The organism is Sphingomonas sp. (genome assembly GCF_041661825.1).
Classification (GTDB): domain Bacteria; phylum Pseudomonadota; class Alphaproteobacteria; order Sphingomonadales; family Sphingomonadaceae; genus Sphingomonas.
This window is the reverse complement of sequence record NZ_JBAZTU010000002.1, coordinates 694,643-718,302: the sequence shown is the minus strand read 5'-3', so window position 1 is coordinate 718,302 and position 23,660 is coordinate 694,643. Positions and strand designations below refer to the sequence as shown.

Annotated in this window: 29 protein-coding genes; 15 read left to right on the top strand and 14 right to left on the bottom strand. The window is 65.7% G+C overall.

The window, feature by feature from the left end; genetic code table 11:
* Window position 1: 1 nt before the first annotated feature.
* Together WC729_RS10650 and WC729_RS10645 are read right to left on the bottom strand one after the other, a co-directional pair.
* Window positions 2-382: a DUF2946 family protein gene (locus WC729_RS10650; protein WP_372852396.1), complete on the bottom strand. Its 381-nt coding sequence runs from the start codon at window positions 380-382 to the stop codon at window positions 2-4.
* Between the two features lie 166 nt (window positions 383-548).
* Window positions 549-1,016 carry an Lrp/AsnC family transcriptional regulator gene (locus WC729_RS10645; RefSeq protein ID WP_372852395.1) on the bottom strand — a complete coding sequence of 156 codons (468 nt, stop codon included), beginning with the start codon at window positions 1,014-1,016 and terminating at the stop codon, window positions 549-551.
* Window positions 1,017-1,108: 92 nt separating this feature from the next.
* Here WC729_RS10645 and WC729_RS10640 point away from each other — a divergent pair, with 92 nt between their 5' ends.
* From WC729_RS10640 to WC729_RS10615, 6 genes are all read left to right on the top strand, one after another.
* A complete protein-coding gene (locus tag WC729_RS10640; RefSeq protein WP_372852392.1) occupies window positions 1,109-2,104 on the top strand; it encodes a DMT family transporter in 996 nt (331 codons plus the stop codon).
* Complete coding sequence (locus tag WC729_RS10635) at window positions 2,055-3,128, top strand: aldo/keto reductase (RefSeq protein ID WP_372852390.1); 1,074 nt, start codon at window positions 2,055-2,057, stop codon at window positions 3,126-3,128. The genes WC729_RS10640 and WC729_RS10635 overlap by 50 nt, the downstream gene beginning before the upstream one ends.
* Window positions 3,129-3,211: 83 nt before the next feature.
* Window positions 3,212-3,628 (top strand): ArsI/CadI family heavy metal resistance metalloenzyme, encoded by a 417-nt coding sequence (locus WC729_RS10630; RefSeq protein ID WP_372852388.1) that lies wholly within the window; start codon window positions 3,212-3,214, stop codon window positions 3,626-3,628.
* Window positions 3,628-3,969 (top strand): ArsR/SmtB family transcription factor, encoded by a 342-nt coding sequence (locus tag WC729_RS10625; RefSeq protein ID WP_372852386.1) that lies wholly within the window; start codon window positions 3,628-3,630, stop codon window positions 3,967-3,969. Before WC729_RS10630 ends, WC729_RS10625 begins: the two co-directional genes overlap by 1 nt.
* Window positions 3,966-4,631: an aquaporin gene (locus tag WC729_RS10620; RefSeq protein WP_372853307.1), complete on the top strand. Its 666-nt coding sequence runs from the start codon at window positions 3,966-3,968 to the stop codon at window positions 4,629-4,631. The genes WC729_RS10625 and WC729_RS10620 overlap by 4 nt, the downstream gene beginning before the upstream one ends.
* Before the next feature lie 65 nt (window positions 4,632-4,696).
* The gene (locus WC729_RS10615; protein ID WP_372853305.1) at window positions 4,697-5,038 is read left to right on the top strand and encodes an arsenate reductase family protein; all 342 of its coding nucleotides are present in this window, start codon (window positions 4,697-4,699) and stop codon (window positions 5,036-5,038) included.
* A gap of 11 nt (window positions 5,039-5,049) precedes the next feature.
* On the opposite strand, the gene WC729_RS10610 is transcribed toward WC729_RS10615, so the two are convergent.
* The 10 genes from WC729_RS10610 to WC729_RS10565 all read right to left on the bottom strand — a co-directional run bounded on the left by WC729_RS10610 (window position 5,050) and on the right by WC729_RS10565 (window position 13,962).
* Complete coding sequence (locus WC729_RS10610; RefSeq protein WP_372852384.1) at window positions 5,050-5,577, bottom strand: DUF5681 domain-containing protein; 528 nt, start codon at window positions 5,575-5,577, stop codon at window positions 5,050-5,052.
* 233 nt (window positions 5,578-5,810) lie between these two features.
* Window positions 5,811-6,653, bottom strand: coding sequence for a c-type cytochrome (locus tag WC729_RS10605; protein ID WP_372852382.1), 843 nt, complete (start codon window positions 6,651-6,653; stop codon window positions 5,811-5,813).
* A gap of 85 nt (window positions 6,654-6,738) precedes the next feature.
* Entirely contained in the window at window positions 6,739-7,701 is a 963-nt protein-coding gene (locus WC729_RS10600) for an NAD-dependent epimerase/dehydratase family protein (protein ID WP_372852380.1), read from the bottom strand.
* Window positions 7,702-9,144, bottom strand: a complete 1,443-nt coding sequence (locus WC729_RS10595; RefSeq protein WP_372852378.1) for a S41 family peptidase — start codon at window positions 9,142-9,144, stop codon at window positions 7,702-7,704.
* Between the two features lie 45 nt (window positions 9,145-9,189).
* Window positions 9,190-10,071, bottom strand: coding sequence for an alpha/beta hydrolase (locus WC729_RS10590; RefSeq protein ID WP_372852376.1), 882 nt, complete (start codon window positions 10,069-10,071; stop codon window positions 9,190-9,192).
* The gene (locus tag WC729_RS10585; protein WP_372852374.1) at window positions 10,071-10,754 is read right to left on the bottom strand and encodes a glutathione S-transferase family protein; all 684 of its coding nucleotides are present in this window, start codon (window positions 10,752-10,754) and stop codon (window positions 10,071-10,073) included. Before WC729_RS10585 ends, WC729_RS10590 begins: the two co-directional genes overlap by 1 nt.
* Complete coding sequence (locus WC729_RS10580; RefSeq protein WP_372852372.1) at window positions 10,754-11,389, bottom strand: 3-oxoacid CoA-transferase subunit B; 636 nt, start codon at window positions 11,387-11,389, stop codon at window positions 10,754-10,756. Before WC729_RS10580 ends, WC729_RS10585 begins: the two co-directional genes overlap by 1 nt.
* A 3-nt stretch (window positions 11,390-11,392) precedes the next feature.
* Window positions 11,393-12,154: an HAD family acid phosphatase gene (locus tag WC729_RS10575; RefSeq protein WP_372852370.1), complete on the bottom strand. Its 762-nt coding sequence runs from the start codon at window positions 12,152-12,154 to the stop codon at window positions 11,393-11,395.
* 284 nt (window positions 12,155-12,438) lie between these two features.
* Window positions 12,439-13,146, bottom strand: coding sequence for a CoA transferase subunit A (locus tag WC729_RS10570; RefSeq protein WP_372852368.1), 708 nt, complete (start codon window positions 13,144-13,146; stop codon window positions 12,439-12,441).
* Window positions 13,147-13,269: 123 nt separating this feature from the next.
* On the bottom strand, window positions 13,270-13,962 hold the full coding sequence (locus WC729_RS10565; protein WP_372852366.1) for a VIT family protein: 693 nt from the start codon (window positions 13,960-13,962) through the stop codon (window positions 13,270-13,272).
* A 154-nt stretch (window positions 13,963-14,116) separates the two neighbouring features.
* On the opposite strand from WC729_RS10565, the gene WC729_RS10560 reads away from it, so the two are divergent.
* A complete protein-coding gene (locus WC729_RS10560) occupies window positions 14,117-14,551 on the top strand; it encodes a hypothetical protein (RefSeq protein ID WP_372852364.1) in 435 nt (144 codons plus the stop codon).
* 2 nt (window positions 14,552-14,553) lie between these two features.
* Window positions 14,554-15,465, top strand: a complete 912-nt coding sequence (locus tag WC729_RS10555) for a glycoside hydrolase family 25 protein (RefSeq protein ID WP_372852362.1) — start codon at window positions 14,554-14,556, stop codon at window positions 15,463-15,465.
* Between the two features lies 1 nt (window position 15,466).
* Here WC729_RS10555 and WC729_RS10550 read toward each other — a convergent pair whose 3' ends face one another.
* The gene (locus WC729_RS10550; RefSeq protein ID WP_372852360.1) at window positions 15,467-16,381 is read right to left on the bottom strand and encodes an SMP-30/gluconolactonase/LRE family protein; all 915 of its coding nucleotides are present in this window, start codon (window positions 16,379-16,381) and stop codon (window positions 15,467-15,469) included.
* Between the two features lie 135 nt (window positions 16,382-16,516).
* Between WC729_RS10550 and WC729_RS10545 the strand changes: the two genes are divergently transcribed.
* The 7 genes from WC729_RS10545 (at window position 16,517) to WC729_RS10515 (ending at window position 22,701) form a co-directional block, all read left to right on the top strand.
* The gene (locus WC729_RS10545; protein ID WP_372852358.1) at window positions 16,517-16,885 is read left to right on the top strand and encodes a BlaI/MecI/CopY family transcriptional regulator; all 369 of its coding nucleotides are present in this window, start codon (window positions 16,517-16,519) and stop codon (window positions 16,883-16,885) included.
* Window positions 16,882-18,495 carry a M56 family metallopeptidase gene (locus WC729_RS10540; RefSeq protein ID WP_372852356.1) on the top strand — a complete coding sequence of 538 codons (1,614 nt, stop codon included), beginning with the start codon at window positions 16,882-16,884 and terminating at the stop codon, window positions 18,493-18,495. The genes WC729_RS10545 and WC729_RS10540 overlap by 4 nt, the downstream gene beginning before the upstream one ends.
* 196 nt (window positions 18,496-18,691) lie before the next feature.
* Window positions 18,692-19,549 carry an MBL fold metallo-hydrolase gene (locus tag WC729_RS10535; RefSeq protein ID WP_372852354.1) on the top strand — a complete coding sequence of 286 codons (858 nt, stop codon included), beginning with the start codon at window positions 18,692-18,694 and terminating at the stop codon, window positions 19,547-19,549.
* Window positions 19,546-20,229 (top strand): DUF4230 domain-containing protein, encoded by a 684-nt coding sequence (locus tag WC729_RS10530; RefSeq protein ID WP_372852352.1) that lies wholly within the window; start codon window positions 19,546-19,548, stop codon window positions 20,227-20,229. The genes WC729_RS10535 and WC729_RS10530 overlap by 4 nt, the downstream gene beginning before the upstream one ends.
* 2 nt (window positions 20,230-20,231) lie before the next feature.
* Window positions 20,232-21,242: a quinolinate synthase NadA gene (nadA, locus tag WC729_RS10525; protein WP_372852350.1), complete on the top strand. Its 1,011-nt coding sequence runs from the start codon at window positions 20,232-20,234 to the stop codon at window positions 21,240-21,242.
* A 30-nt stretch (window positions 21,243-21,272) separates the two neighbouring features.
* Window positions 21,273-21,788, top strand: coding sequence for a cupin domain-containing protein (locus WC729_RS10520; protein ID WP_372852348.1), 516 nt, complete (start codon window positions 21,273-21,275; stop codon window positions 21,786-21,788).
* A 124-nt stretch (window positions 21,789-21,912) separates the two neighbouring features.
* On the top strand, window positions 21,913-22,701 hold the full coding sequence (locus WC729_RS10515) for a hypothetical protein (protein ID WP_372852346.1): 789 nt from the start codon (window positions 21,913-21,915) through the stop codon (window positions 22,699-22,701).
* A gap of 41 nt (window positions 22,702-22,742) precedes the next feature.
* Here the strand turns inward: WC729_RS10515 and WC729_RS10510 are convergent, their stop codons facing one another.
* Window positions 22,743-23,609, bottom strand: a complete 867-nt coding sequence (locus tag WC729_RS10510) for a hypothetical protein (protein WP_372852344.1) — start codon at window positions 23,607-23,609, stop codon at window positions 22,743-22,745.
* Window positions 23,610-23,660 lie beyond the last annotated feature (51 nt).

Sequence of the window (23,660 nt, the reverse complement as noted above, 5' to 3'; positions counted from 1 at the left end):
CTCAGGCTTGGAGCAGGACGGGAGGCGCGCGACTCTGCCAGGCGTGCGATCGCCGGACGAGGACGGGACGAAGCACCACCGCCGCGCCGAAGTCGAATGTCGTCGCGATCGGCGCGTCGATGGTGGCCAGGGTGGGAAAGAGATAATAGCCGGCATGCGCGATTTCGCGGCAGATCGGGCAAGTGGCCGGCTGATCGGGAGACGTGCGGTCCGGAAGCGCCGTGGCGGTGCCCACACCCTGCGTCGTTGCCGTGGTGAAGGCGGAAGCGAAATGCTGGTGCGTCTGGGTGAGGAAGCTCTGCCACGAAAGGGCAAGGGTCACCGCGAGAAGGAAAGCGAGCCATCCGGCGCGGATGCGCGACGGCAACAGGGGTTGCGCCACGGCGCCATCGAGCCGGGCGCGAAGCTGTGGCGCCCTTCTGCGCCCGGAGCGCACGCTCGACTGACCACCCGCCGTCATTGACCTACCATTTGCGACAATTCTCAGGCTAATGTTATGTTACATAGTCACTCAGATCAAGCCTTGTCGAGCGATGGGCTGTCAGCCCTCAGGTGGCAGGAAGTGGCAGCGGGCGCCCAGGAACAGGGGAGGATTGAGCGATCGACGTGGTCGTATGGCCATGGACCAGGAACCGATCGATCACGCCATCGAGCTCGTCGAGATCGTGCAGATAGGCTTTGACGATGAAGCAATCCTCGCCGGTGATGCGATGGCATTCCACGACATTGGGCATTTCGCGCGCGATATCGGCGATCGCCTGAAGCCTGCCCGGATTGGGCCGGATGCGGATGAATACCATGACGGTATAGCCAAGCGCGCGCGGGTCGAGCATCAGCTGACGCCCGGCGATCACTCCCATATCCTCCAGCCGTTGAACCCGCTCGCGCACAGCGGGGGCCGACATGCCGACCTTGCGGGCGAGTTGCGTGGTCGCCAGACACGGGTCCTCGACGAGATGGCGCAATATCTCCACATCGGTCGGGTCGCGGAGCGACTTGCTGGGTGCGTAGGTCATTTCCAATTTTTCCTGCGAAGTGGAAAGAAAAGAGGCTGGTCTGCCTTTATCTGACCATGGCGCGCCGGGCAACGCAGCCTAGACTCCGGGCCATGGCCAATTCAGCGTCCAGACCACCCGTCGATCCCGGTCATCGCTTCGATAGCGACAGCATCCACAGGGCCCGTGCGGCCGCCAATCTGCTGGCCTGCTTTCGCCGTGCCGGCAAAGCCCGGCCGACGGACGCGCCCACAATCGGGGTCGCGCCCTATCTCTATTTCCTCGTCAGCGGGATCTTCCACTATCTCGGCCCCGCTTTCGCCACCTTGCTGTTCGCGGTCATTGCACCGCTGGGCGTCGCCTGGCTGCGGATCACGGTTGCGGCGATCATCTTCGCGGCATGGCGGCGGCCCTGGCGGAAACTGGGCGGGATGACCCGCCGCGATTGGCAGCTGACCGGCGCGCTTGGCCTGACCCTCTCTGCAATGAATATCTGCTTCTACCTGGCCATCGCGCGCCTGCCGCTCGCGACCGTCGGCGCGATCGAGTTTCTCGGGCCGATCGCCGTCGCCGCGACGGGACTGCGCGACCGCCGGAACTGGCTGGCGCTGCTGATCGCGGCGGTCGGCGTCTATCTGCTGACTGGCGTGCGCTTTTCGGGCGAGCGGCTCGGCTATCTCTTCGCCTTCGCCAATTGCGCGCTGTTCATGCTGTACCTCGTGCTCGGCCACCGCGCGGCGGCGGACGGATCGGCAGCCGGCATCGACCGCGTCGCAGCCGCGATGGTGGTGGCGGCCATCGCCGCCACACCGCTGTGCCTCGGGCCGAGCCTGCCTGCTTTGGCATCGCCGATCCTGATCCTTGCCGGGGTCGGCGTCGCGGTCAGCTCGTCGGTCATCCCCTATGTGACCGATCAGCTCGCCATGGCGCGGCTGCCCAGGAACAGCTTCGCGCTGATGCTGGCCCTCCTGCCGGCGATGGCGGCGGTGATCGGCGTGCTCATCCTCGGCCAGAAGCTGTGGCCGTCCGAATTTTCGGGGATCGCGATGATCGCCGCTGGTGTCGCCCTTCACCGCCCGGCGCGGCCTGTCGCCGGTCCCGCAACTTGAACCCATCGAGGAATTCGTGATGCATTATGTCAATCTCGGCCGCTCGGGCCTCAAGGTCTCGCGTCTCGCGCTCGGCTGCATGAGCTTCGGCGTGGAAGCCCGCGCCTGGCGAGTCGACGAAGCGGCGAGCCGCGCAGTGATCCGGCGCGCGCTCGATCTGGGGATCACCTTGTTCGATACCGCCGACATGTACGGCAAGGGCGAAAGCGAGATCGCGCTGGGCCGGGCAATCGCCGATTTCGTGCCGCGCGACGAGATCGTGATCGCGACCAAGCTGTTCTATCCGATGCGGCCGGACGCGAACGGTCGCGGCCTGTCGCGCAAGGCGATCCTCGCCGCGATCGATGCCAGCCTGAGCCGCCTCGGGACCGACCATGTCGATCTCTACCAGATCCACCGCTGGGACCCAGAGACGCCGATCGAGGAGACGATGGAGGCGCTTCACGACGTCGTGAAGATGGGCAAGGCGCGCTATATCGGCGCATCGTCGATGTTCGCCTGGCAATTGCTCAAGGCGCAATATGTGGCGCGCCAGTCCGGCTGGACCAGCTTCGTCTCGGTGCAGCCGCACTATAATTTGCTGAACCGCGAGGAAGAGCGGGAGATGATCCCGATGTGCCTGTCCGAAGGCATCGGCGTGCTTCCCTGGAGCCCGCTCGCGCGGGGGCGGCTCGCTCGCCCGTGGGACGCGCCGTCGAGCTCCGATCGCGTCAGCCACGATCGGACCGCCGCGTTGCTCTACCAGGCGACGGAGGAGGCTGATCGGCGGGTCGTCGCGGCGGTCGGCGCGATCGCGCGGGCGCGGGGGATCTCACAGGCGCAGGTGGCGCTTGCCTGGCTGCTCTCGAAGCCGGGGGTGACCAGCCCGCTTATCGGATCGGGCAAGATCGAGCATCTGGAGGATGCGCACCGTGCGCTGTCGGTCTCGCTCGACGCAGCGGAGATCGACGCGCTGGAGGCGAGCTATATCCCGCATGCCGCCAGCTTCTATCAGGAAGTTCCAGGCCCGGATCAGGATCGCTGAACGCGGGGGAGGGCCGAATTTACCGCTTGCCGAATCGATATTTCGGGAATATTCGAAATATAGAAGCAAAGGAGACAGCGGTCATGAAGCGCCTTCATATGCATGTCAGCGTGCCGGACATCGAGCAGGCCATCGCGTTCTACAGCACGCTGTTCGACGCTCCGCCGTCCGTCGTGAAGCATGATTATGCGAAGTGGATGCTCGAGGATCCGCGCGTCAACCTCGCCATATCGTCGCGGGCCCGGGCGAACGGGATCGATCATGTCGGCGTGCAGGTCGATAATGCCGAAGAACTTGCCGAGCTTGCCACGCGTCTGAAGGCGGCGGGATCGACCACGTTCGATCAGGCGGCAACGACCTGCTGCTACGCCAAATCCGACAAGTCATGGGTGACGGACACCGCCGGCGTTCGCTGGGAGACTTTCTTCACGCACGGCGAAGCGACCGCGTACGGCGAAGACGAAATATTCCCGGCGGCTGCGAAGACGGCGTGCTGCTGATGCAGTTGCCCATCGCCGTGGAGGCGCTGTCAGCGCTCGCTCATGCCAGCCGCCTGGCCGTGTTCCGCCTGCTCGTGCGGGCGGGCGCGGAGGGCATGGCGGCGGGCGATATCGCCCGCGAAGTCGGGGCGCTCCCGAACACGCTGTCGACGCATTTGACGATCCTCGGCCATACCGGGCTGATCCGGTCCCGCCGCGAGGGGCGATCGATCATCTATTCGGCCGATTATGATCGTATGCGCGATCTGCTCGGCTTCCTCGTCGCCGACTGTTGTGCCGGGCGCCCGGAGATCTGCGGGTCGCTTGGCGACCTCGCGACCGATGCTGCGTGCTGTCCATGACGCTGTCGCGGCGGATCGTTGCCGAGGTCGTCGGCACGGCAATGTTGCTCGCGATCATTGTCGGTTCGGGGATCATGGGCGAGCGCCTTGCGGGCGGGAATGACGCGGTCGCGTTGCTCGGCAATACGATGGCGACGGGAGCTGGGCTTGTCGTCCTCATCCACATGTTCGGGCCGATATCCGGCGCGCACTTCAACCCGGCAGTGACATTGGTCGTCCTGCTGAAGCGCGAAACCACGGCGCGGGTTGCGATCCTCTATGCCGGCGCGCAGCTGGCCGGGGCGATCCTCGGCGTATGGACGGCACACGCCATGTTCGCCGAGCCGATCCTTCAGATATCGGGCAAGGCCCGCGACGGCCTTTCGCAGGGGCTCGCCGAATCTGTCGCCACCTTTGGACTGATCGGGACGATCCTGAGCACGCAACGCAACCGGCCCGGAGTCACGCCGGCGGCGGTCGGGCTCTACATCACCGCCGCCTATTGGTTCACGGCATCGACATCCTTCGCGAACCCCGCCGTCACGATCGCCCGAAGCCTGTCGAACAGCTTTGCCGGGATCGCGCCCGCGTCGATCGCCCTCTTCATCGCCGGGCAGCTTGTCGGCACGCTCGCGGCTGTCGCCTTTTTCGGCTGGTTGTTGCGAGAGGAGAGCCACCCGTGACTGACGCCTTCCCGATCACGATCTATCACAATCCCGATTGCGGCACCTCGCGCAACACGCTCGCGATGATCGAAGCGGCCGGATATGCGCCGACGATCGTCGACTATCGCCAGGCCGGCTGGACGCGGGCGGTGCTCGACGACTTGCTGGCGGCCATGAGCGCGAAGCCTCGCGACATCCTGCGCGAGAAGGGCACGCCAGCGGCGGAGCTCGGGTTGCTCGATTCCTCGGTGTCCGACGACGCGATCATCCATGCCATGGTCGAGCACCCGATCCTGGTGAACCGGCCGATCGTGGCGACGCCGAAAGGCACGGCGCTATGCCGTCCGTCCGAGGCCGTGTTGCCGCTGCTGGACCGCACGCCGGACCAGTTCACGAAAGAAGATGGCGAGGTCGTGCGGCCGTAGCGCGAGCGGCCTCATGGCTCGTCGTCAGCGATATCCCGGATCACCACGGATCCCGATCGCGGGTCGACCAGGATATCCTCGGCATAGGGATCATGCTCCCCGGCCGTCTCGTCCCATTCGCGCCGCTTGGCCGCTCGCTCCTTCGCCTCGCGCTCGATCACATTGTAGATCGCCAGTTGCGCCCGCTTCTGGATGGCCTCCGCCTCCTGCACCATCGCCGCCCAGCGGCGTTGCGCGCTCGGATTGCCGCTCAGCGCGGCGATGCCCATTGCGCGGAACACGGCGCGGTTCATCGGCAGGCTGGTGACCGAGTCGCCCTCGCGGATCTCCACCGTCCGGTACGCCTCCTCGAGGATCATCTGGCGCGTCGGCTCGGTCGCGCCGCGCAGCCGGTCGCCCGGCGCGCCCGATCGGCGCGGCCGGCCGGCCGGATTGCCCGATCGTCCCTGCTGGAAACGATATTCGACCGGCGGCTTGCCCGGTCCGATCTGCCGGCTCGCGGTCGCCGCCTTGCTCGATTCAACTTTACGTTCCGTCATGTCAGCGTCCCATGGAAGAAGGATGCCTCATGAAAGCAGGTTTCACCGGACGTTTGAATCAAGCCGCCGATTGGGCGCCGGCCGCCTCGCTGTTTTCTACAGCACGGCCTCCCTGTTCCGCCCCATTTCCTCCCTGTTATTCAGGAACAGGGAGAATGCCGCATAATATTATGATATATAATGATAATATTTCCAACAAAGTTGGAGATAACAGGGAGGAAAAAAATTCGCTCCTATTGCGCCGGCACCTTGGCGGCTTCCGCCGTCAGATAGGCCTGGATCGCCGCGATCTCCTCGTCGGTCAGCGCGTGCATCCCGGCAACCGCGACCATCCGCATCAGGCCAAGGTCGCGCTTCGAGGCGCCCACGCCGGTCCGCAACAGGGTGCGGAACGCAGCCGGATCATAGGCCGCGGCGATCGGCGCCAGCGCCGGCACGATCTGGTTGCCGTGATGCGCGGGCGAGGGTTCGTACATCTTGTGGCAGGCGGCGCAGGAGATATCGACGAAGTATTTGCCGACATCCGCTGGCCGGGTGTGCGCGGAGACCTCGGGGATCTGGACGCTCGGGCGCACCTTGCCGGCGAGCACGAGCCCACGACCCAGCGGCCCCAGCCGCATCGTCTCGCGCGAATCGGTCGGCTGTGCCTTGAGCGAGCGGATCCAGGCGATGATCCGCGCGGCATCGTCGTCCGCCAGATAGGTGTGCGCATCGGTCGGCATGATGAACAATGCGCTGCCGTCGCGCCGCACGCCGTGGCGGATCGCGCGGAGCAGTTCGGCATCGCTGTAGCGCGCCGCCACCTGCGAAAAGGGCGGCGAGGCGATGGTGCCGAGCATCGGGTCCTTCAGCAGCACTGCGCCGCCGCCATTGGCGCCGTGGCAATCCCGGCAGCCGGTGATCTTGGCGAGCCGCGCGCCCTCGGCGATCGAGGCGGCGTCATGCGGCACCGCGACCGGCGTCAGCGCCACGTCATAGCCGCGGCGCAACGTCCATTCCGATCCCGCGTACAGCACCACAACCGCAAGCACGACGATCGCGACCAGCCCAAGGCCGATCCGCTTTATTATCCGCACGACAACTTCCCCGCTTCCTCAAAAAATCGAGCGGGGCGCCTAGAAGGAACAGCCAGCCGGTGCTGCGGTCGCGCGACTGGGGCGACTAATTTGCGACAAAGACTTCCTTCGGCGACACATAATCGGCGTCATGCGCGAACGGCAGTTCCGCGTCATGGCGCAACGCGTCGAGCACCGCCGCGAAATCGGTCTCGCACCGGAAACCCAGCACCCCTTCGGCAAGGCTCGCATCGTACACCCGGTCGATCGATGGCGGCAGCTGCCATCCGCGCCGCGCATAGAGCGCCGCCGCGTCGGGGAAATGCCGTGCGATCACCGCGGGCGCATCGGCCTTCAGCGCGGCCACCTCGTCGCGCGCAAACGGGGTGGGGGCGGAGACGATGAAGGTGCCAAACCCGATCTCCGGCGCCCGCGCCAGCGCGACGATATGCGCCTTTGCCGCATCCTCCACCGTCAGCCGGCGGTGGAGCAGCTCGTTCGCCTTCATGTTCTCGCCCGACAGCGCCAGGTGCGTGTCGTCATCCTCGGGGAAGAAGCGCGACGTGCGTAGGATGATGACGGGCAGGCCATGATCGGCATGGATCAGCCGGCACAGCTGCTCGGCGGCAAGCTTGGTCACGCCGTAGATGTTGCGCGGCTCGAGCGGCGCCATCTCCTCGTCGATCCACACCGCCGTCTCGCCCCGCGCTTCGCGGATCGTGCTCGAGATCATCAGCGAGGTGGTCGAGGTGAAGACGAAGCGGCTCGCACGGTGGGCGACCGCGGCCTCGAGCAGGTTGAGCGTGCCGCTGCTGTTCACGTCGATGAACGCCTGATTGGGATAGCGCACGATGTCCGGCTTGTGCAGCGCGCCGCCATGGATCACCGCTTCGATCCCGCGTTCGCCGAACAGACGGTCGATCAGCGCGCGGTCGGCGACGCTGCCCACCACATCGGTATCGGTCCCCGGCGCGACGTCGAGCCCGGTCACCTCATGCCCAAGCGCGCGCAGTCGGGGCGCGAGATAACGTCCGAGCCAGCCGCTCGATCCGGTCAGCAGGATATGCATTCACTTCCTCCGTTCGGGCAGGGTCGCCACCCACGCCTCCAGCGCTGCCGTATCGCGCAGATTGCCCGGGAAGGCATGCACTGGATCGAGCGGCACGTTCGATCCGCGCTTGCGCCCGCGATAGACCTTCATCGGCACGGAGAGGCGCGAGACGCCGCTCGGCAGCACGTCCTGCCGCACGTCCATATACAGCGTATCGGCGCTGGTCTGCTGGCCGATCTGGATCGCGCCCAGCGCCTTCCACAAATCGGCCGCGTCGAGACAAGCCGATCCGCAACCGGCATCGGTGATGAAATAGACCGGGCCGCGCGGCGGAAGGGGAGGGTCTCCAGGAACGGGCGGCTCCTTCGATTCGGGGTCGCGCCACAGCGTCTCGCCCCTGGCGCGGGCTGCCTGCATGCCGGCGATGGTGCGATCGAACCACTTCATCGATTCGGTCGACAGGATCGCCTTGCGCTGTTCGCGTGTCTGCACGAGCGAGGCGATGTTGGCCTCGGAGGTGCGCCACTCGACCGAGTCCGGATCGATATCGAGCCCGGCGAAGCGCTGCTCGCCCCACAGGATCGTGGCGATCTGGCGCGACCAGTCGGACGATCCGCCGTTATTGCCGCGCAGGTCGAGTATGATCGCGGGCGCGGTCTGCAGCGCCGCACGGTTCGCCTTCATTCCAGCGATCACGCCCGGCAGATTGCGCCCGGCATCCGAGGCCGGGTCGCCGCTGAAGTCGCTGAGCGAGTACCAGCGAGTCCCGTCAGCCAGCGTCCGCGCGCCGACCGGCGGTCGGATCACCTGGCTGGTAACGGCGAGGCGCGGCGTGAGCGCTTCGGGCGCGATTGATTTCCAGGTGAGGCTGACCTGCTCGAGTCTGCCGCCAACCTCGAACACGCAGGTCGTGGGCCGTCTGATGAAGGGATTGCCGCGGTCCACGAACACCTCGCCGCCGCGCCAGACATGGCGCGACGCCATGAACCACCGGCCTTCGAACGCGCCGACATTCTCCGCCGCAAGCGAGTCCGCCGGCATGCCGTCGCACGAGGCAAGCCGGGCGCCGAGCGGCAGCGGCGCATCGTCGGCGCGCGACATCACGCGCTGCGCACCGGTCGCGTCGAAGCCGGTCAGGAAACCTGGCCATTTCGTGTCGAACTTCGGCGCGTCGCTGGTCGTGCCGAAGCCCATATGGCCGTCCTCGAACGAGGCGACATAGGCCCGCATCGCATACCAATAGCCGGCGAAATCATGCACCTGCCCAGCGCGTTTCAGCGCCAGCACAAGGCCTTCGTCGTTGCGCTTGGCGAAGTCCGGATCGAGCGTGTTGATGGGACCAGGATGGTTGGTCGCGGCATCGTCATGCAGCGCCTGCGCATCCTGACGGAGCGCCTGCGACCAGTCGCGCTCGGCGGGGGCGGCGGCAAGGAGAAACGGCAAGAGGATCGCTGTCTTCATGCGCCTTCTCCTACTCCCGCGCGTGTTATCTCCGCAATACAGCGGTTATTGAAGCACAGTATTCAGGAAAGCGACGCTTTCCGCCAGCACCGGCGCCTTGCCACGGAATGGCTTGGACAGTGCCATCACCACATCCTCGTGATTGAGCCCGGGGTGGATGCGCAAGGTCACCGGCGCGCCGAGCGCCTTCAGCCGCGCCTCGAGATGCACGGCGTTGCGCGGTCTGACGGTCATGTCCTTGTCGCCGGAGACGAGCAGCATCGGCGGCGCATCGGCGCGCGCGAAATGGATCGGTTGGGTCATGGCCGGATCGGCCACCCCCATCATCGCCGCTTCCGATCGCGGCGACGTCCAGGGATAGAAATCATAGGGCCCGCTCAGCCCGATCGCTGCCTTGACGATACCGGGGTCGACGCCCTCCGCCTCGAGCCAGCGCCGGTCGAGGGCCAGCATCGCGACAGTATAGGCGCCGGCGGAATGGCCGGCGATGGCGATGCGCGACGGATCGCCGCCGAACTCGGCGACATGGTCGCGGGTCCATTTCACGGCTTCGGCGCCGTCCTGCAGGAAAGCGGGGAAGCGGATGGTGGGCACCTTGCGATAGTCGGGCACGACCACGACGAAACCGGCCCTGGCGAAGGCGCGGGCGGCAAAGGCATAGGCGCGGCGGTCGCCCTTCACCCAGCCGCCGCCATACCAGAAGATCAGCACCGGTCGTGTTGCGCTGGCCTTGCCGGCCGGTCGCCACACGTCGAGCGTCTGGCCATGGGTGCCGAAGGGCAGGGCACTCCCGGGCCGGCTCGCACCGCTGCCGCCGCCCATCGTGCCGTCAACCAGGCTCAGCAGTCCGGGCGGGGAGACGAACGCCACCGTCAGCCCGAGCGAGACGATGATGAGGAGCGCGGCGGCAGCGAACGCACGCCGCATCACACCCGGAAATCGGCGGTGATCGTCCCTGCGGCGGCGAGTTCGGCCTCATGCGCCGCCTCGCGCCAGCTTTCGGTCAGCGCGACCTTTTCCCAATCGAGCATCGCCGGATGATCGAGGATGCGCGCGACCCATGCGGCACCCGCCGCGCCGACATCGAGGCCATAGGTGCGCACGCGGAAGGCGACCGGCGCGAAAAAGGCGTCGACCGCCGAGAAATCCGCGCCCGCCAGCCACGGCCCGCCGAAACGCGACAGGCCCTCCGCCCAAAGCTCGCCGAGCCGCGCGATCTGTCGCGCCAGCGCGGGCGAGGGCGGGTTGGGCGCGACGCGGACGCCGACATTCATCGTGCAGTCGTTGCGCAGCGCGCCGAACCCGCCATGCATCTCCGCCGTCGCGCAGATCGCCCAGGCGCGCGCCGCCTCATCCTTTGGCCAGACGCCCGGATGCCGCTCGGCGAGGTACAGGACGATGCCGAAAGAATCCCAGATCGTGCGATCGCCGTCGATCAGCACCGGCACTTGCCCGCTCGGCGAGAAGGCGCGGAAATCCTCGTAATTGTCGGGCTTGGCGAAGGGCTCGAACCGCTCCTCAAAGGCAATGCCGAGCGCCTTCATCAACAGCCAGGGCCGCAGCGACCAGCTCGAATAGTTCCGGTTGGCGGTGATGAGGGTATAGGCCATCAGGCCAGATACTGCGCCGTCGTCTTCGCCGCCACCTCATCCGCCGTCACGCCCGGCGCCGTCTCGATCAGCCGGAAGGGGGAGCTGTGACCGGGGCGCTGAAACACCGCGAGATCGGTGATGATCATGTCGACCACATTCTTGCCGGTCAGCGGCAGGGTGCAGGCGGGGATGAACTTCGGGTCGCCGTTCTTGCTGGTGTGCTCCATCACGACGATGATCTTCTTCACCCCGGCGACCAGATCCATCGCGCCGCCCATGCCCTTGATCATCTTACCCGGGATCATCCAGTTGGCGATGTCGCCATTCTCGGCGACTTCCATCGCGCCGAGCACGGTCAGGTCGATATGCCCGCCGCGGATCATCGCGAAGCTCTGATCCGATCCGAAATAGGCCGATTGCGGCAGCTCGCTGATCGTCTGCTTGCCGGCATTGATCAGGTCGGGATCGACCTCGTCGTCATATGGGAACGGCCCGATGCCGAGCATGCCGTTCTCGGACTGAAGCGTGACGGTCACGCCCGCGGGGATATGATTCGCGACCAGAGTCGGGATGCCGATGCCGAGATTGACGTAGAATCCGTCCTGCAGCTCGCGCGCGGCACGCGCCGCCATGTCGTCACGGGTCCAGGCCATGTCTTACTTCTCCGTGGTCGCGGGCGCTGCCCAGCGTTTGTCTGCAGGAAATACGTCGTCGAACCCGCCCTTGAGGCCGCTGCCATAGACGGGGTTGGGGAGCACGAACCAGCCCGCGCCCCATTTCGCCACGACCGGCGCAGCCAGCGTTGCGTCTCGGCGCGGAGAGGGGGCGAGGCCGGCATTGAACAGGTCGCTGAAATCGCCGAGCTGGTCGCCGCCCATCGCGAGCACGCAGTATTTGGCGGAAATCACGGCGCGGCGGCCGTCCTTCTTCGAACCCAGGGCGTCGTCGCCCGACAGGAACATGGTCTCGCCATGCACTGCCGGGCCAAGGCCCGCGCCTTCGATCGCGGCGCTGGTCTGGGCGGCACTACCGGCCGAGCGGTTGGTGTTGAACACCACCGTCACGCCCAGCTTGCGCAGCCGGTTGAGCGCGTCGACCGCACCGGGGACGGCAGCGACCTTGTCGGCGCCGGTCTTCTCCCAGGCCTGCCAGCCCGCCTCGTCATAGGGCCGCGGATTGGCGGCTTCGGAATATTCGAAGCCGAGGTTGAGCAGGACGGTCTCGTCCACATCAAACACCGCGGCGAAGGGCTTCCTGCCGCACGGTACGAAACTCGGGGCGACAAGCGTCGCTCCGGACGCGAGCACGACGCTGTCGCGCGGCCGCTTGCGGACTTGCTGCGCAACATAGCCGGTAAGCCCACGCCACGCCTGCAGGCTGATCGCCGAGCCTTCGCCGGAGCCGTAGAGGTACTGCATGCCGGGTGGGACGGTCGGGGCGGGGGGAGGCACAGGTATTGGAGGCTGCGGTGGCGGTGATGCCTCTACCGGCGGTACATACGGCGCAGGCGGCGCGACTTGCACCGGCGTTTCCGCATGCGCGCAGCCGGCGAGGATCAGTGCCGACGCCATAATAAAGCCCCTCCCCTTCAGGGGAAGGGTTGGGGTGGGGGACTCCACAATCGGCACGCGCCGGTCTTGTCGGAATGCCCCACCCCAAACCACTCCCCTGAAGGGGAGGGGTTTAAGAGAAAGAGGCTTTCTCACGCGGCCACCCGCTCGCGCACCGTGCGAAACTCGATCTTCTTGTCGTACGGCGCGCCGACAATCATCCGTTTCACATAGATCCCCGGCAGATGGATGCAGTCGGGATCGAGCGACCCGACCGGCACCACTTCCTCCACCTCGGCGACGCAGATCTTGCCGGCGGTCGCCATCGGCGCGTTGAAGTTGCGGGCGGTCTTGCGGAAGATCAGATTGCCGCTCTCATCCGCCTTCCAGCCCTTGATGATCGAGATATCGGAACGGATGCCGCGCTCCAGGATATATTCCTGGCCGTCGAAGACCTTCACTTCCTTGCCCTCGGCCACCTGCGTGCCGACGCCGGTCTTGGTGTAGAAGCCGGGAATGCCGGCGCCACCCGCGCGGCAGCGCTCGGCCAGGGTCCCCTGAGGGCAGAATTCCACCTCCAGCTCGCCCGCCAGATATTGCCGCTCGAACTCCTTGTTCTCGCCGACATAGGAGGAGATCATCTTCTTGACCTGGCGGGTGCGGAGCAGCTTGCCCAGCCCCTCGCCATCCACGCCGGCATTGTTGCTGGCGATGGTCAGGTCCTTCGTGCCCGCATCGCGGATCGCGTCGATCAGCCGCTCGGGAATGCCGCACAGGCCGAACCCGCCCGCGCAGATCGTCATGCCGTCGAACAGGAGCCCCTCGAGCGCTGCCGCTGCATCGGGATAGAGCTTCTTCATCTCATGGTCTCCGCAAACATCCTCTTGGGCGCGCATAAGCCATTGGCGCGTCCGCCGGTCAATCAGGCGCTGGCTGCAAGTGCATGTGCAGGAAATGCAATCGGCCCACTCGCGGAGGCAATGTCAGAGCTGCGTACCGGCAAGCTTGCCGATCAGCGCGGTCGCTCCCATTGCCAGCGCTCCCCAGAAGGCGACGCGCAATGCGCCCCGCCCCATATTCGCCCCTCCCGCCCGGGCGCCGATTGCACCGAGCAGAACCAGCAGCATCAGCGATGCGATCGTCACCGCCGCCACGAGCCATATACCGGTGAAGACAAGTGCCGTCAGGACCGGCAGGATCGCGCCTGCGGCAAAACTCGCGGCGGAGGCGAACGCCGCCTGCACCGGTCGCGCAACCGTCGCTTCGTGGATACCCAGCTCGTCGCGCATATGGGCCGCGAGCGCATCGTGCGACATCAACTGATCGGCGACCTGCAACGCAAGCGCTGGGTCGAGCCCGCGCGTCCGGTATATCGCGGCAAGCTCGCGCCGTTCGGATTCAGGCTCTTCCTCCAACTCGCGCTTCTCGCGGTCGCGATCCGCATTCTCGGTGTCGGATTGGGTGCTGACCGATACATATTCACCCGCCGCCATCGACATCGCGCCGGCGACGAGCCCGGCGATGCCGGTCAACAGGATCGCCGACCGGCTCGAATCGGCGGCCGCAACGCCGACGATCAGGCTTGCGGTGGAAACGATGCCGTCATTCGCGCCTAGCACCGCGGCGCGCATCCAGCCGATCCGCTGGACCAGGTGTCTTTCACGGTGTCGGATCATCGTTTCGTTCCCTCGGTCCGGTGCCGCCGCCGTCGATTCAAGTTCGGCGTGAGACGATATACTCGAATCGACGCTAGTTGCGCTTGGCGCGGCAGCCTTATTCCTGAAGCATGCCGCCGAAGTCGTACGGGAAGACTTTTGAGGGGAGGGGCCGATGTCCGCCACGCTTGATGCGGTTAGCTGGTTGCAGGTCATCGGCCTTGGCGGAGCCATGGGGGCGCTTGGCCAGGGTATCCGCGCGATCGTCGGCATCAAGAAGCTGAACGACGCCGCCAACGGCACGCCGGCAAGCACCAGCGATCTGATCGAGCCGAGCCGGATCTGGATATCGTTCGGTATCGGCTTCATTGCTGGCGCGCTCGCGGCGGTGAGCCTGATCACTGACCTCGCTCATGTCAGCTCGCAGCAGATCTTCATGCTGATGGCGGCAGGCTATTCGGGCGCCGATTTCGTCGAAGGGTTCATGTCCCGGCAGGAGGTCGCGGTGACGATTGCCACAACGCCGGAAGCGGGGGGGCCGGATGCCGGGGGAACGCCGCCCCCGCCTGCCACAGCGACGCCGCCCGCGGTCGACGGATCGGTGGGCTGAACATGGTCGCGCAAATCCTCGTCACCGGACAGGTGCAGACCACGTCTACGGTCAATCTCCGCCAGGGCGCGCCATCGACGACCGCGCCGGTCCTGCGCAAGGCACAAACGGGCACCACCTTGGCCGTCTCCGCGATCGTTGCGGGCGACTCGGTCGAGGGCAACCCGCTCTGGTACAAGGTCGCCGAGGACGCCTTCGCCTGGAGCGGTGGCTGCGGTCCCTTCAAGCCGGGGCCTGCGCCCGCCACTGTGCCGCAGACCGGCACGCCGGTCACGCCTGCCGCGGCGATTCCGTTCCCGCCGGCGGTACCGCTCGTCCTCGACATCTATCACGGCGATGTGGTGACCAGCTTTCCTCAGGCCTTCGCGGCCGGCGTGCGCGGCATCATCCACAAGGCGACGACGGGCGGCACGGGTCGCGACTCGCTTTATGACGATCGCCGACCCGCTGCGCTCGCGGCGGGGATGTTGTGGGGCGCCTATCACTGGGGCACCGCCGCGCCGGCCAAGCAGCAGGTCGAGAATTTCCTCGGCTGGGCCAAGCCCGACGACAAGACTCTGGTGGCGCTGGATTATGAGCGCACCAACGGCAATCAGATGACGCTGGATATCGCCCGCGAATTCCTCACCCTGATCGAACAGAAGCTCGGCCGGAAGGCGGTGATCTACAGCGGGGAGCTGGCCAAGGCCGATCTCGGCACCCGCGTCGATCCCTTTTTCGGCGCGCACCGGCTGTGGCTCGCACAATATGGTCCGACCGCGGTCGTGCAGAAAAGCTGGGCCACCTATTGGCTGTGGCAATATGCCGAGAAGGTCGCGAACATCCCGGGCATCCCCGGCAATGGGATTGGCGCGCTCGATCTCGATCACTTCAACGGCACGGCCGCACAGCTAGCGGCGCAATGGGCCGGCTGAATCAGTACGTCAGCTTCAGGCCGGGGCGCGGCCAGTCCATGCTGACCAGCTGACCCGTGCCTGACAGGGTGATGTAGGCGGTGCGCCGGTCCTGCCCGCCCCAGCAGATATTGGTGGTGAAGGGATCATGTGTCGCCACGAACTCGACCAGTTCGCCCGCCGGCGAAATCACGCTGATCCCGCTCTCGCCGATCGTCGCGACGCAGATATTGCCGCCTTCCTCGACACCGAGCGAGTCGAAGAATTTGTATCCGGCAGGCCGATAGAGTGGGATCCCCGCGCCGCCGAGCCCAGCGGTCGCATCGATCTTGCCCGGCGCGATGACCTGGAACGCCATCAGCCGGCAGGTATAGGTCTCCGCCGCATAGAGCATGGTGCCGTCGGGCGAGAGGCCGACGCCGTTGGGGTTCTCGCTGGGGAACACGACTTCCTCGAGATGGCTGCCATCGGCCTTCGCATAGAAGATGCCGGTGATATCGCGCTCGCGGGGGCGGTTCTTGCCATGGTCGGTGAACCAGAAGCCGCCATGCGCGTCGAACACGATATCGTTCGGCCCGCGCAGCACGCAGCCGAAATCGCCGTCCTTGTAGAGCGTCTCCACCGTGCCGGTCGCGAGATCGATGCGCTCGATCCGTCCGCCGGAATAGTCGTCGGGCTGGCCATGCGGGATCAGCAGCCCGCCGCGCTCGACATAGGTGAAGCCGCCATTGTTGCAGCAATAGAGCTTGCCGTCCGGTCCCATTGCCAGCCCGTTCGGCCCGCCACCCGGTTCGGCCACTGTCTCGGTCGATCCGTCGGGCTTCACCCGGGTGATCCGGCCCGCCGCGATCTCGACCAGGATCACGCTGCCGTCAGGCATCGCCACGGGCCCTTCGGGAAAGCGCAGCCCAGTGGCGACGGTGGTGAATGCGGACATATGCCTCTCCCGTTTTCGGCGAGCTTGCCGATGTCGCACTGACCTGTCGAGCGGCATCATTCATCGACCGTTCAGCCAATTGACTACAGATGTAATCGATACGATTACAACTGTGGTCATTACGGGGAGCGAGTCGTGAGCGAACGGATCAGCGATGCCGAACATGCGGTGATGGAGGTGCTCTGGGATGAGTCGCCTTTGACCGCGCAGGACGTAGCCGAGCGCATACCGCCGGAGCGCGACTGGTCGGCCAATACGGTGAAGACCCTGCTCGGCCGATTGCTCGCCAAGAACATCATCGGACATCAGGAGGATGGCCGCCGCTACCTCTACCGTCCGCTCGTCGCGCGCGGCGACTATGTCGAGGGTGAATCCCGTCGCCTGATGGACCGGCTGTTCGGCGGAAAGCTGACTCCGCTGGTCGCGCATCTCGCCGAGCGCGACGCGCTGACCAATGAAGACATCGCCGAGATCGAGGCGCTGCTCAAGGGCCTCAAGTCGTGACGGCCTGGGCGATCGAGGCGCTGATCGCCTCCGCCGTGCTGATGGTCGCGGTGCTGTTGCTCCGCGGCCCCGTCCGCCGCGCCTTCGGGCCGGACATCGCCTATGCGCTCTGGGCGTTGCCCGCGCTGCGGCTGTTCCTGCCGCCCTTACCCCAGTCCTGGCGCGAGATCGCAGTCGCGCCGGTGATCCGTGCGAGCGAGCAGATCACGGTCTACGTGATCGAACCGCTCGGCGGAGACGCCGCTGCGCCCGTCGCCCAAAATCCCTCGCTTGGCCCCATATTGGTCTCGCTATGGGTGCTGGGCGCGGCGGCGTTCATTGCCTGGCACACGACGGTGCACGCTCGCTTCGTCCGCCGCATGCTCGATCAGACCGCGCGCGAGACGGAGATCGAGGGCGGCATCCAGCTGATCGAGACCGATGCGGCGAGCGGCCCGCTCGCCTTCGGCATCTGGCGCCGCTACGTCGCCTTTCCGCGCGACTTTACCGAGCGCTATGATCTGGAGGAGCGCGATCTCGCGCTCGCCCATGAGCTTGGCCATCACCATCGCGGCGACCTGATCGCCAACTGGATCGCGCTGGTCGTGCTCGCGCTCCACTGGTTCAATCCGATCGCCTGGCGTGCCTTCCGCGCCTTCCGCGCCGACCAGGAGATCGCCAACGACGCCCGCGTCCTTGCCGGGAAGAACCCGATGATGCGGCACACCTATGCCTGCGCGATCGTCAAGGCGGCCCATGGTGGCGCCGTGTCGGCCGCCTGTCACCTGCACACCATAGAGGATCTGAAAGGGAGACTGAGAATGCTGACCACCAACAAGACGTCGCGTCTGCGCCTCGTCAGCGGCTGTGCCGCGGTCGCGATGCTGACCGTGGCCGGGCTGGGCGTCACCGCCTCCGGCACCCAGGCCGCCGAGCGCGTCCGCTCGGGCATGGAGAAGGCGACCGGCGTAAACCTCGCCGAGTTGAACCCAATTGCCGCGATGGCACCGCTCGTCGCCCCGGCGCCCGTGCCGGCACTCGCACCTGTTCCTGCGGTCGCACCGGTTCCCGCAGTCGGTGCCGTCCCAGCGCCGATGCCGGCGCAGGAGGCTGGTGCTGCGCCGGTCGCGCCGCCGGCGCCGCCGGCTCCTCCCGCGCCGCCGGTATGGGGCGATGACGAGGACGGTGTCACCACTACGGTCTCGCCCGACGGCAAGGTCACCAAGCGGAAGGTTGTCCGCATCGTCCGTCGTGACAAGGACGGCAAGATGATGACCGAGGACTTTGCCGGGATGCCCGCGATCCCCGAGATTCCCGAAATCTCGTCGCGCAATTGCCCGGGCGATGGCGAGCGTCACCAGATGGTGATGAACCAGAAGAAGGGCGACAAGCGCGTCATCATCATCTGCACCAACCGCATCGAGCGGGCAGCCCGCGAGGGCGCGGCGGTGGCGGCCAACAGCAGGGAAATCGAGCGCAACGCCTATCGCTCCGCGCTGGAAGGCCTGCGCAGCGCCCAGGCGCGGATGCGCGCCGACCAGGCGATGGGCGAGCAAGCCCGCGATGAAGCGATCAAGGCGATCGACGAGGCGATCCGCGACATGGAAGCCGATATGGCCAAGCCGAACTGAGGAAGGAAACCGCTTTTCTTCCTCTCTTCCCTCTCCCTTCACCCAGGGAGAGGGCAGGGGTGAGGGTCCTTCTTCCTGGCAACGGCGGGAAGGCCCTCACCACTGCAATTACGGAGCATCGGCCCGAAGCCAGACTCTCCCTCCGCCAAGCAGGGACAGGCTTGCGCCACCGGCGCCGAGCGGCCATCTGCACTGCATGAGCGAGCAACTACCAGGCGTCGCCGAGCAACTCGAACCGCTCGTCACCCGCATCCTCGCGCCCAATCCGTCGCCCTTCACCTTTACCGGCACCCAGACTCATCTGGTGGGCACGAGCGACCTCGCCGTGATCGATCCGGGGCCCGACGATGCTGGCCATGTCGCGGCGTTGATCCGCGCGATCGCCGGCCGGCCGGTCACCGCGATTGTCATCACCCACACGCACCGCGACCACAGCCCCGCGTCGCGCGCGCTGAAGACGGCGACCGGTGCGCCGATCATCGGCTGCGCCCCGCTCGCGCTCGACGATCTCGGCCCGCGTGCCGATGCCTCGTTCGATGGCGACTATGCGCCTGATCGCGTGCTGGCCGATGGGGAGTCGGTGTCGGGCGAAGGCTGGACGCTCACCGCCGTCGCCACACCGGGCCATACCTCGAACCATCTCGCCTTCGCGCTGCCCGAGACCAGGGCGCTGTTCTCGGGCGATCATGTGATGGGCTGGTCCACCACCATCGTCTCCCCGCCCGATGGCGACATGGCGGCCTATATGGCCAGCCTCGACAAGCTGATGCACCGCGACGACCGCATCTATTATCCCGCGCATGGCGATCCGGTGGAGAATCCCCGCCGGCTCGTCCGCGGCATGATCGGCCACCGCAAGCAGCGCGAGGGCCAGATCCTGCGCCTGCTCCGCAGCGAGCCCCAGGCGATCCCGGCGATGGTCGAGCGCATGTATGTCGGTATCGATCCCCGGCTCTTCCCCGCGGCGGAGCGATCCGTGCTTGCCCATCTGATCGATCTGCGCGACCGGGGCGTTGTCTCCCAGCAAGGAGACGACTGGGAGATGGCCGCATGAAGTTCCTCGGCAAGTTCGCCGGTGCGCTGGCGTTGATCGCCCTGTTCATCGCGGGCGGTTTCTGGGCGCTCGGCTATTATGTCAGCGGCAAGATGAAGGGCCCCGATCCGGTGACGATCGCGAGCGCCTCACTTCAGGGCCTCAAGGAGCAGAACCGCCTGTCCGCCTTCGCCGCGCGGTTCGTGGCGGTGACGACCTCGACTCAGTCGCAATTCGGGCTGAGCGCAAAGAAGACGCTGATCATGCCCGGCATGGTCCGCTACGAGGTCGATCTCGCCAAGCTGCAGCAGAAGGACGTGACCTGGGATGCCGGCACCCGCACGTTGGGCGTGGTGCTGCCGCCGGTCGAGGTCTCTCAGCCGCAGATCGACCTGACCCAGATGCGCGAATATGGCGAGGGCGGCATCCTGTCGGCCTTTACTGACGCTGATGCGAAACTGCAGGACGCCAATCGCCGTGCGGGGCAGCAGGAACTGGTGCGCCAGGCGCATGAAGCGGTGCCGCTGAATCTGGCGCGCGATGCGACGCGGCGGGCAGTGGAGCGGAGCTTCGCCATGCCGCTCAAGGCGGCGGGCATGGATGTGACGGTGAAGGTGCGCTTCGCCGACGAGGCAAAGGACAATAGCGAAGTGTGGGACACCACGCGCTCGCTCGACCAGGTACTGGGGAACAGGAAGTAACCATGGACGCACGTAACGGCATTGGCGGCACACTCACCGGCCTCGATCTCCGCGCCGAGATCGACCGGCTGCGCAAGGAACGCAACGCAGTCATCCTCGCGCATTATTACCAGAAGCCGGAAATCCAGGACATCGCCGATTTCGTCGGCGACAGCCTCGATCTCAGCAAGAAGGCGGAAGCGACCGATGCCGACGTCATCGCCTTCTGTGGCGTGCGCTTCATGGCCGAGACCGCGAAGATCCTCTCGCCCCAGAAGATCGTGGTGCTGCCCGACATGAACGCTGGATGCAGCCTGGAGGACAGCTGTCCGCCCGAGCAGTTCGCCGCCTTCCGCGCCGCGCATCCGGATCACATCGCGCTGACCTATATCAACTCCTCCTGCGAGGTGAAGGCGCTGAGCGACATCATCGTCACGAGCTCGTCGGCGGAGAAGATCCTCTCGCAGATTCCGGCCAGCCAGAAGATCATCTTCGGCCCAGACAAGAATCTCGGCGGCTATCTCGCGCGCAAGACCGGGCGCGACATGCTGCTCTGGCCCGGCGTGTGCATCGTGCACGAGGCGTTCAGCGAGACGGAGTTGCTCAAGCTCCAGCAAAAGCACCCCGGCGCGCCCGTTGTCGCGCACCCGGAATGCCCGCCTTACATCCTCGAACACGCCGATTATGTCGGTTCGACCCGTGGCATCCTGGAATATGCGCTGGCGATGGAGGGCGACACGCTGATCGTCGCCACTGAGCCGCACATCATCCACCAGATGCAGAAGGCGGTGCCGGACAAGAACTTCATCGGCGCGCCGGGTGCCGACGGCAACTGCAACTGCAACATCTGCCCGTATATGGCGCTCAACACGATGGAGAAGCTCTACGTCGCGTTGCGGGATCTCGAACCACGTATCGAGATCGAGGAGGGCCTTCGCCTCCGCGCCAAGAAGAGCCTCGACGCCATGCTCTCGATGGCGAGCGCGACGGTGGGGATGGGCGATCTGGGCCCGGTGAAGGTGACGGGCGACTGAGGCCGCCGGCGCGGAAGGGGAAATAGGACCATGTTCTTCCGCAAGAAAAAGGCGAAGGGCCTGGCCGACGGGCCGGCCGTGACGACACCGTTCCGCCGGATCGTGACCGGGCATGACGATGCCGGCTGGTCGATCCTGCAGAGCGTCGACACGCTGCGCCCGGTCACCAGCGGTACGGGCGAGGCGGCGCTGGCCCAGGTCTGGTCGACCCCCGAAGTGCCCGCCAACCTCAACGACGACAGCGATGGCGACCGGATGCCGGGCGACGAAGGCGGCTCGATGATCCGCGTCGTCGATTTCCTGCCGGGCCGCAAATCGCGGATGCACCGCAGCTGGTCGATCGATTACGCGATCGTGCTGGATGGCGAGATCGAACTGCAGCTCGACGGCGGCGAGGTCGAGCATCTCGAGACAGGCGATATCGTCGTCCAGCGCGGGACGAGCCATCTCTGGCGCAATCCCGGCACAGAACCCTGTCGCGTGGTGTTCGTCCTCATCGAGGCGGTCCCGGTCGCGATCGAAGGGCATCTCCTGCGGGAGGAATAGCGGACTTTGTCGCTCTTCAAGTCCTCTTGCTCGGGCCTCCCGTCCGCGGCATATATGGAACATAATGGCAACCTATCGACCTGGATGGGCAGTCGGGACCAGTAGGGCTGCGTGCATTGCGGCGTTGCTGCTCGCCGCCTGCGGATCCGAGAAGTCAGGGCCGATTCCTCAGGATCCGAAAATCACGAAGCTCGGGATACCGGCAGCACCGGTTCGTGCAGCGCGTCAGACCTGCCCTGAATGGTATCCGCCGAACGATGGGAAAGATTATGGAGAGGCCGACAAGGCTCCTTCGATTCCCCGGGAGTATCGCGACATCGTCAGTTCGACGAAAACCGTGATCACCATCCAGGGTCTCGCCGGCAAGCCGGCATGCGTGGCGCTAAGCTGGATATCTGAAATCAGGGAGGTCACCCTGAGCGATGACAAACGCTTTCTCGATTTCGGTCATTCCGGGTTTGAGGCATCCGGGCATCAGGTGGTCGATCGGCTCAGTGGAGCAAACGTCGATGTCGGTGGCCTGCCCGATTTTTCGGAGGACCGCAGCCGGATCGCGTCCGCACAGGTCGATCCGAATACTCAGGACGATTTTGTGGGTATCGGCGTTTGGGAGGTCCGGCGGGACAGCATCGTTCGGCTGGCCTATGTCAGTGCCGAAGATTTGCCATCCGGGCAAGTATATGAAGTAGATCGCTGGGTCGGAAACGACTGCGTCGAACTGTCGTCGCTGTCGAGCGAGGATAGTGAAAAACTGCAGGACCAGTGGCAAAGCCACCCGGCACGTGCCGATCGTTTTGCCCGCCTGCACTTCCGTTTCGCGCCAGTCGCCGGCAAGTGGCGGCTCGAACAGACCCGGGACGCATCGCCCTGTTTTCGGATCGAGGCGTTGCGCGGTACCACACAACGCCCCTGATCGTGCGCCGGGGCGAGGCCGGCTTAGCCCTGGAAACAATCCTAGCCGTTTGCCACGAGCTTGAGCGTCGGCGCCGGCAGGAAATCGTCGATCGATAGATCCGGATGCGGATAGTGGAATTCGTTGACCGCCATCGGCAGGACGAACCCTTCCGCAGCGTCGGGCACGAAGTAGTTGCCCTGATATTTGTTCGGCGCGGTCCGCGAATCCATTTCGGGATAGCGCTTGCCGATCGGGGCATAATTCAAGTCGAGACCGAACACCGCGTACATCGCCATGTCGACGAAATTCATGTGGTGCACTGTCCCGCGCAGATGCGTGTCCTGCGCGATGATCGCGACGAGCTGCTCGCGCACGAACGACAGCGCCGCCATGTCGCGCACGACCTGGTTGAAATCATGCGCGCCGTCATGATGGACGATGGTGCGCACCGGCTCTTCCAGCATCACCGTCCGCACATAGGAGGGCAGGTCGCCGTGAAACAGGCGGATGCGGCCGGTGCTCTCCGGATACATGCGACGGACGCGCTCATAGGCGAATTGCAGATAGTTGGCGCTGATATCGACCATGTCCAGGTCCACGTCGAACGGGCCGATGCAGCCTGCGAAAATTCCGGACGAACCGCCCATGAAGACGCCGACTTCGACCAGGCGATCGAACTCGCCGTTGAAATCGCGCAGCGTACGGACCAGGTCGAAATAATATTCGGTCGAGCACTGATCTTCATAGGGAAGATCGAGCTTGGAAAGCCGGGCGATGATCTGGTCGAAGATGCGATTCTGGCCCTTCAGGTGCCGGGCATGCTTGGCCGCGCGAAACCCCGAATGAATCTGGATGTTCAGCGCCTCGGCTGGATTGGCGAGGTCTTCCAGCGCCTGATTGGGTTCGATGAATGCGCCGTGCGCCATGGTGAATGTCTCCGCCCGCTTTGTCGGTCCGACGATAGGCGGCGATGGTTA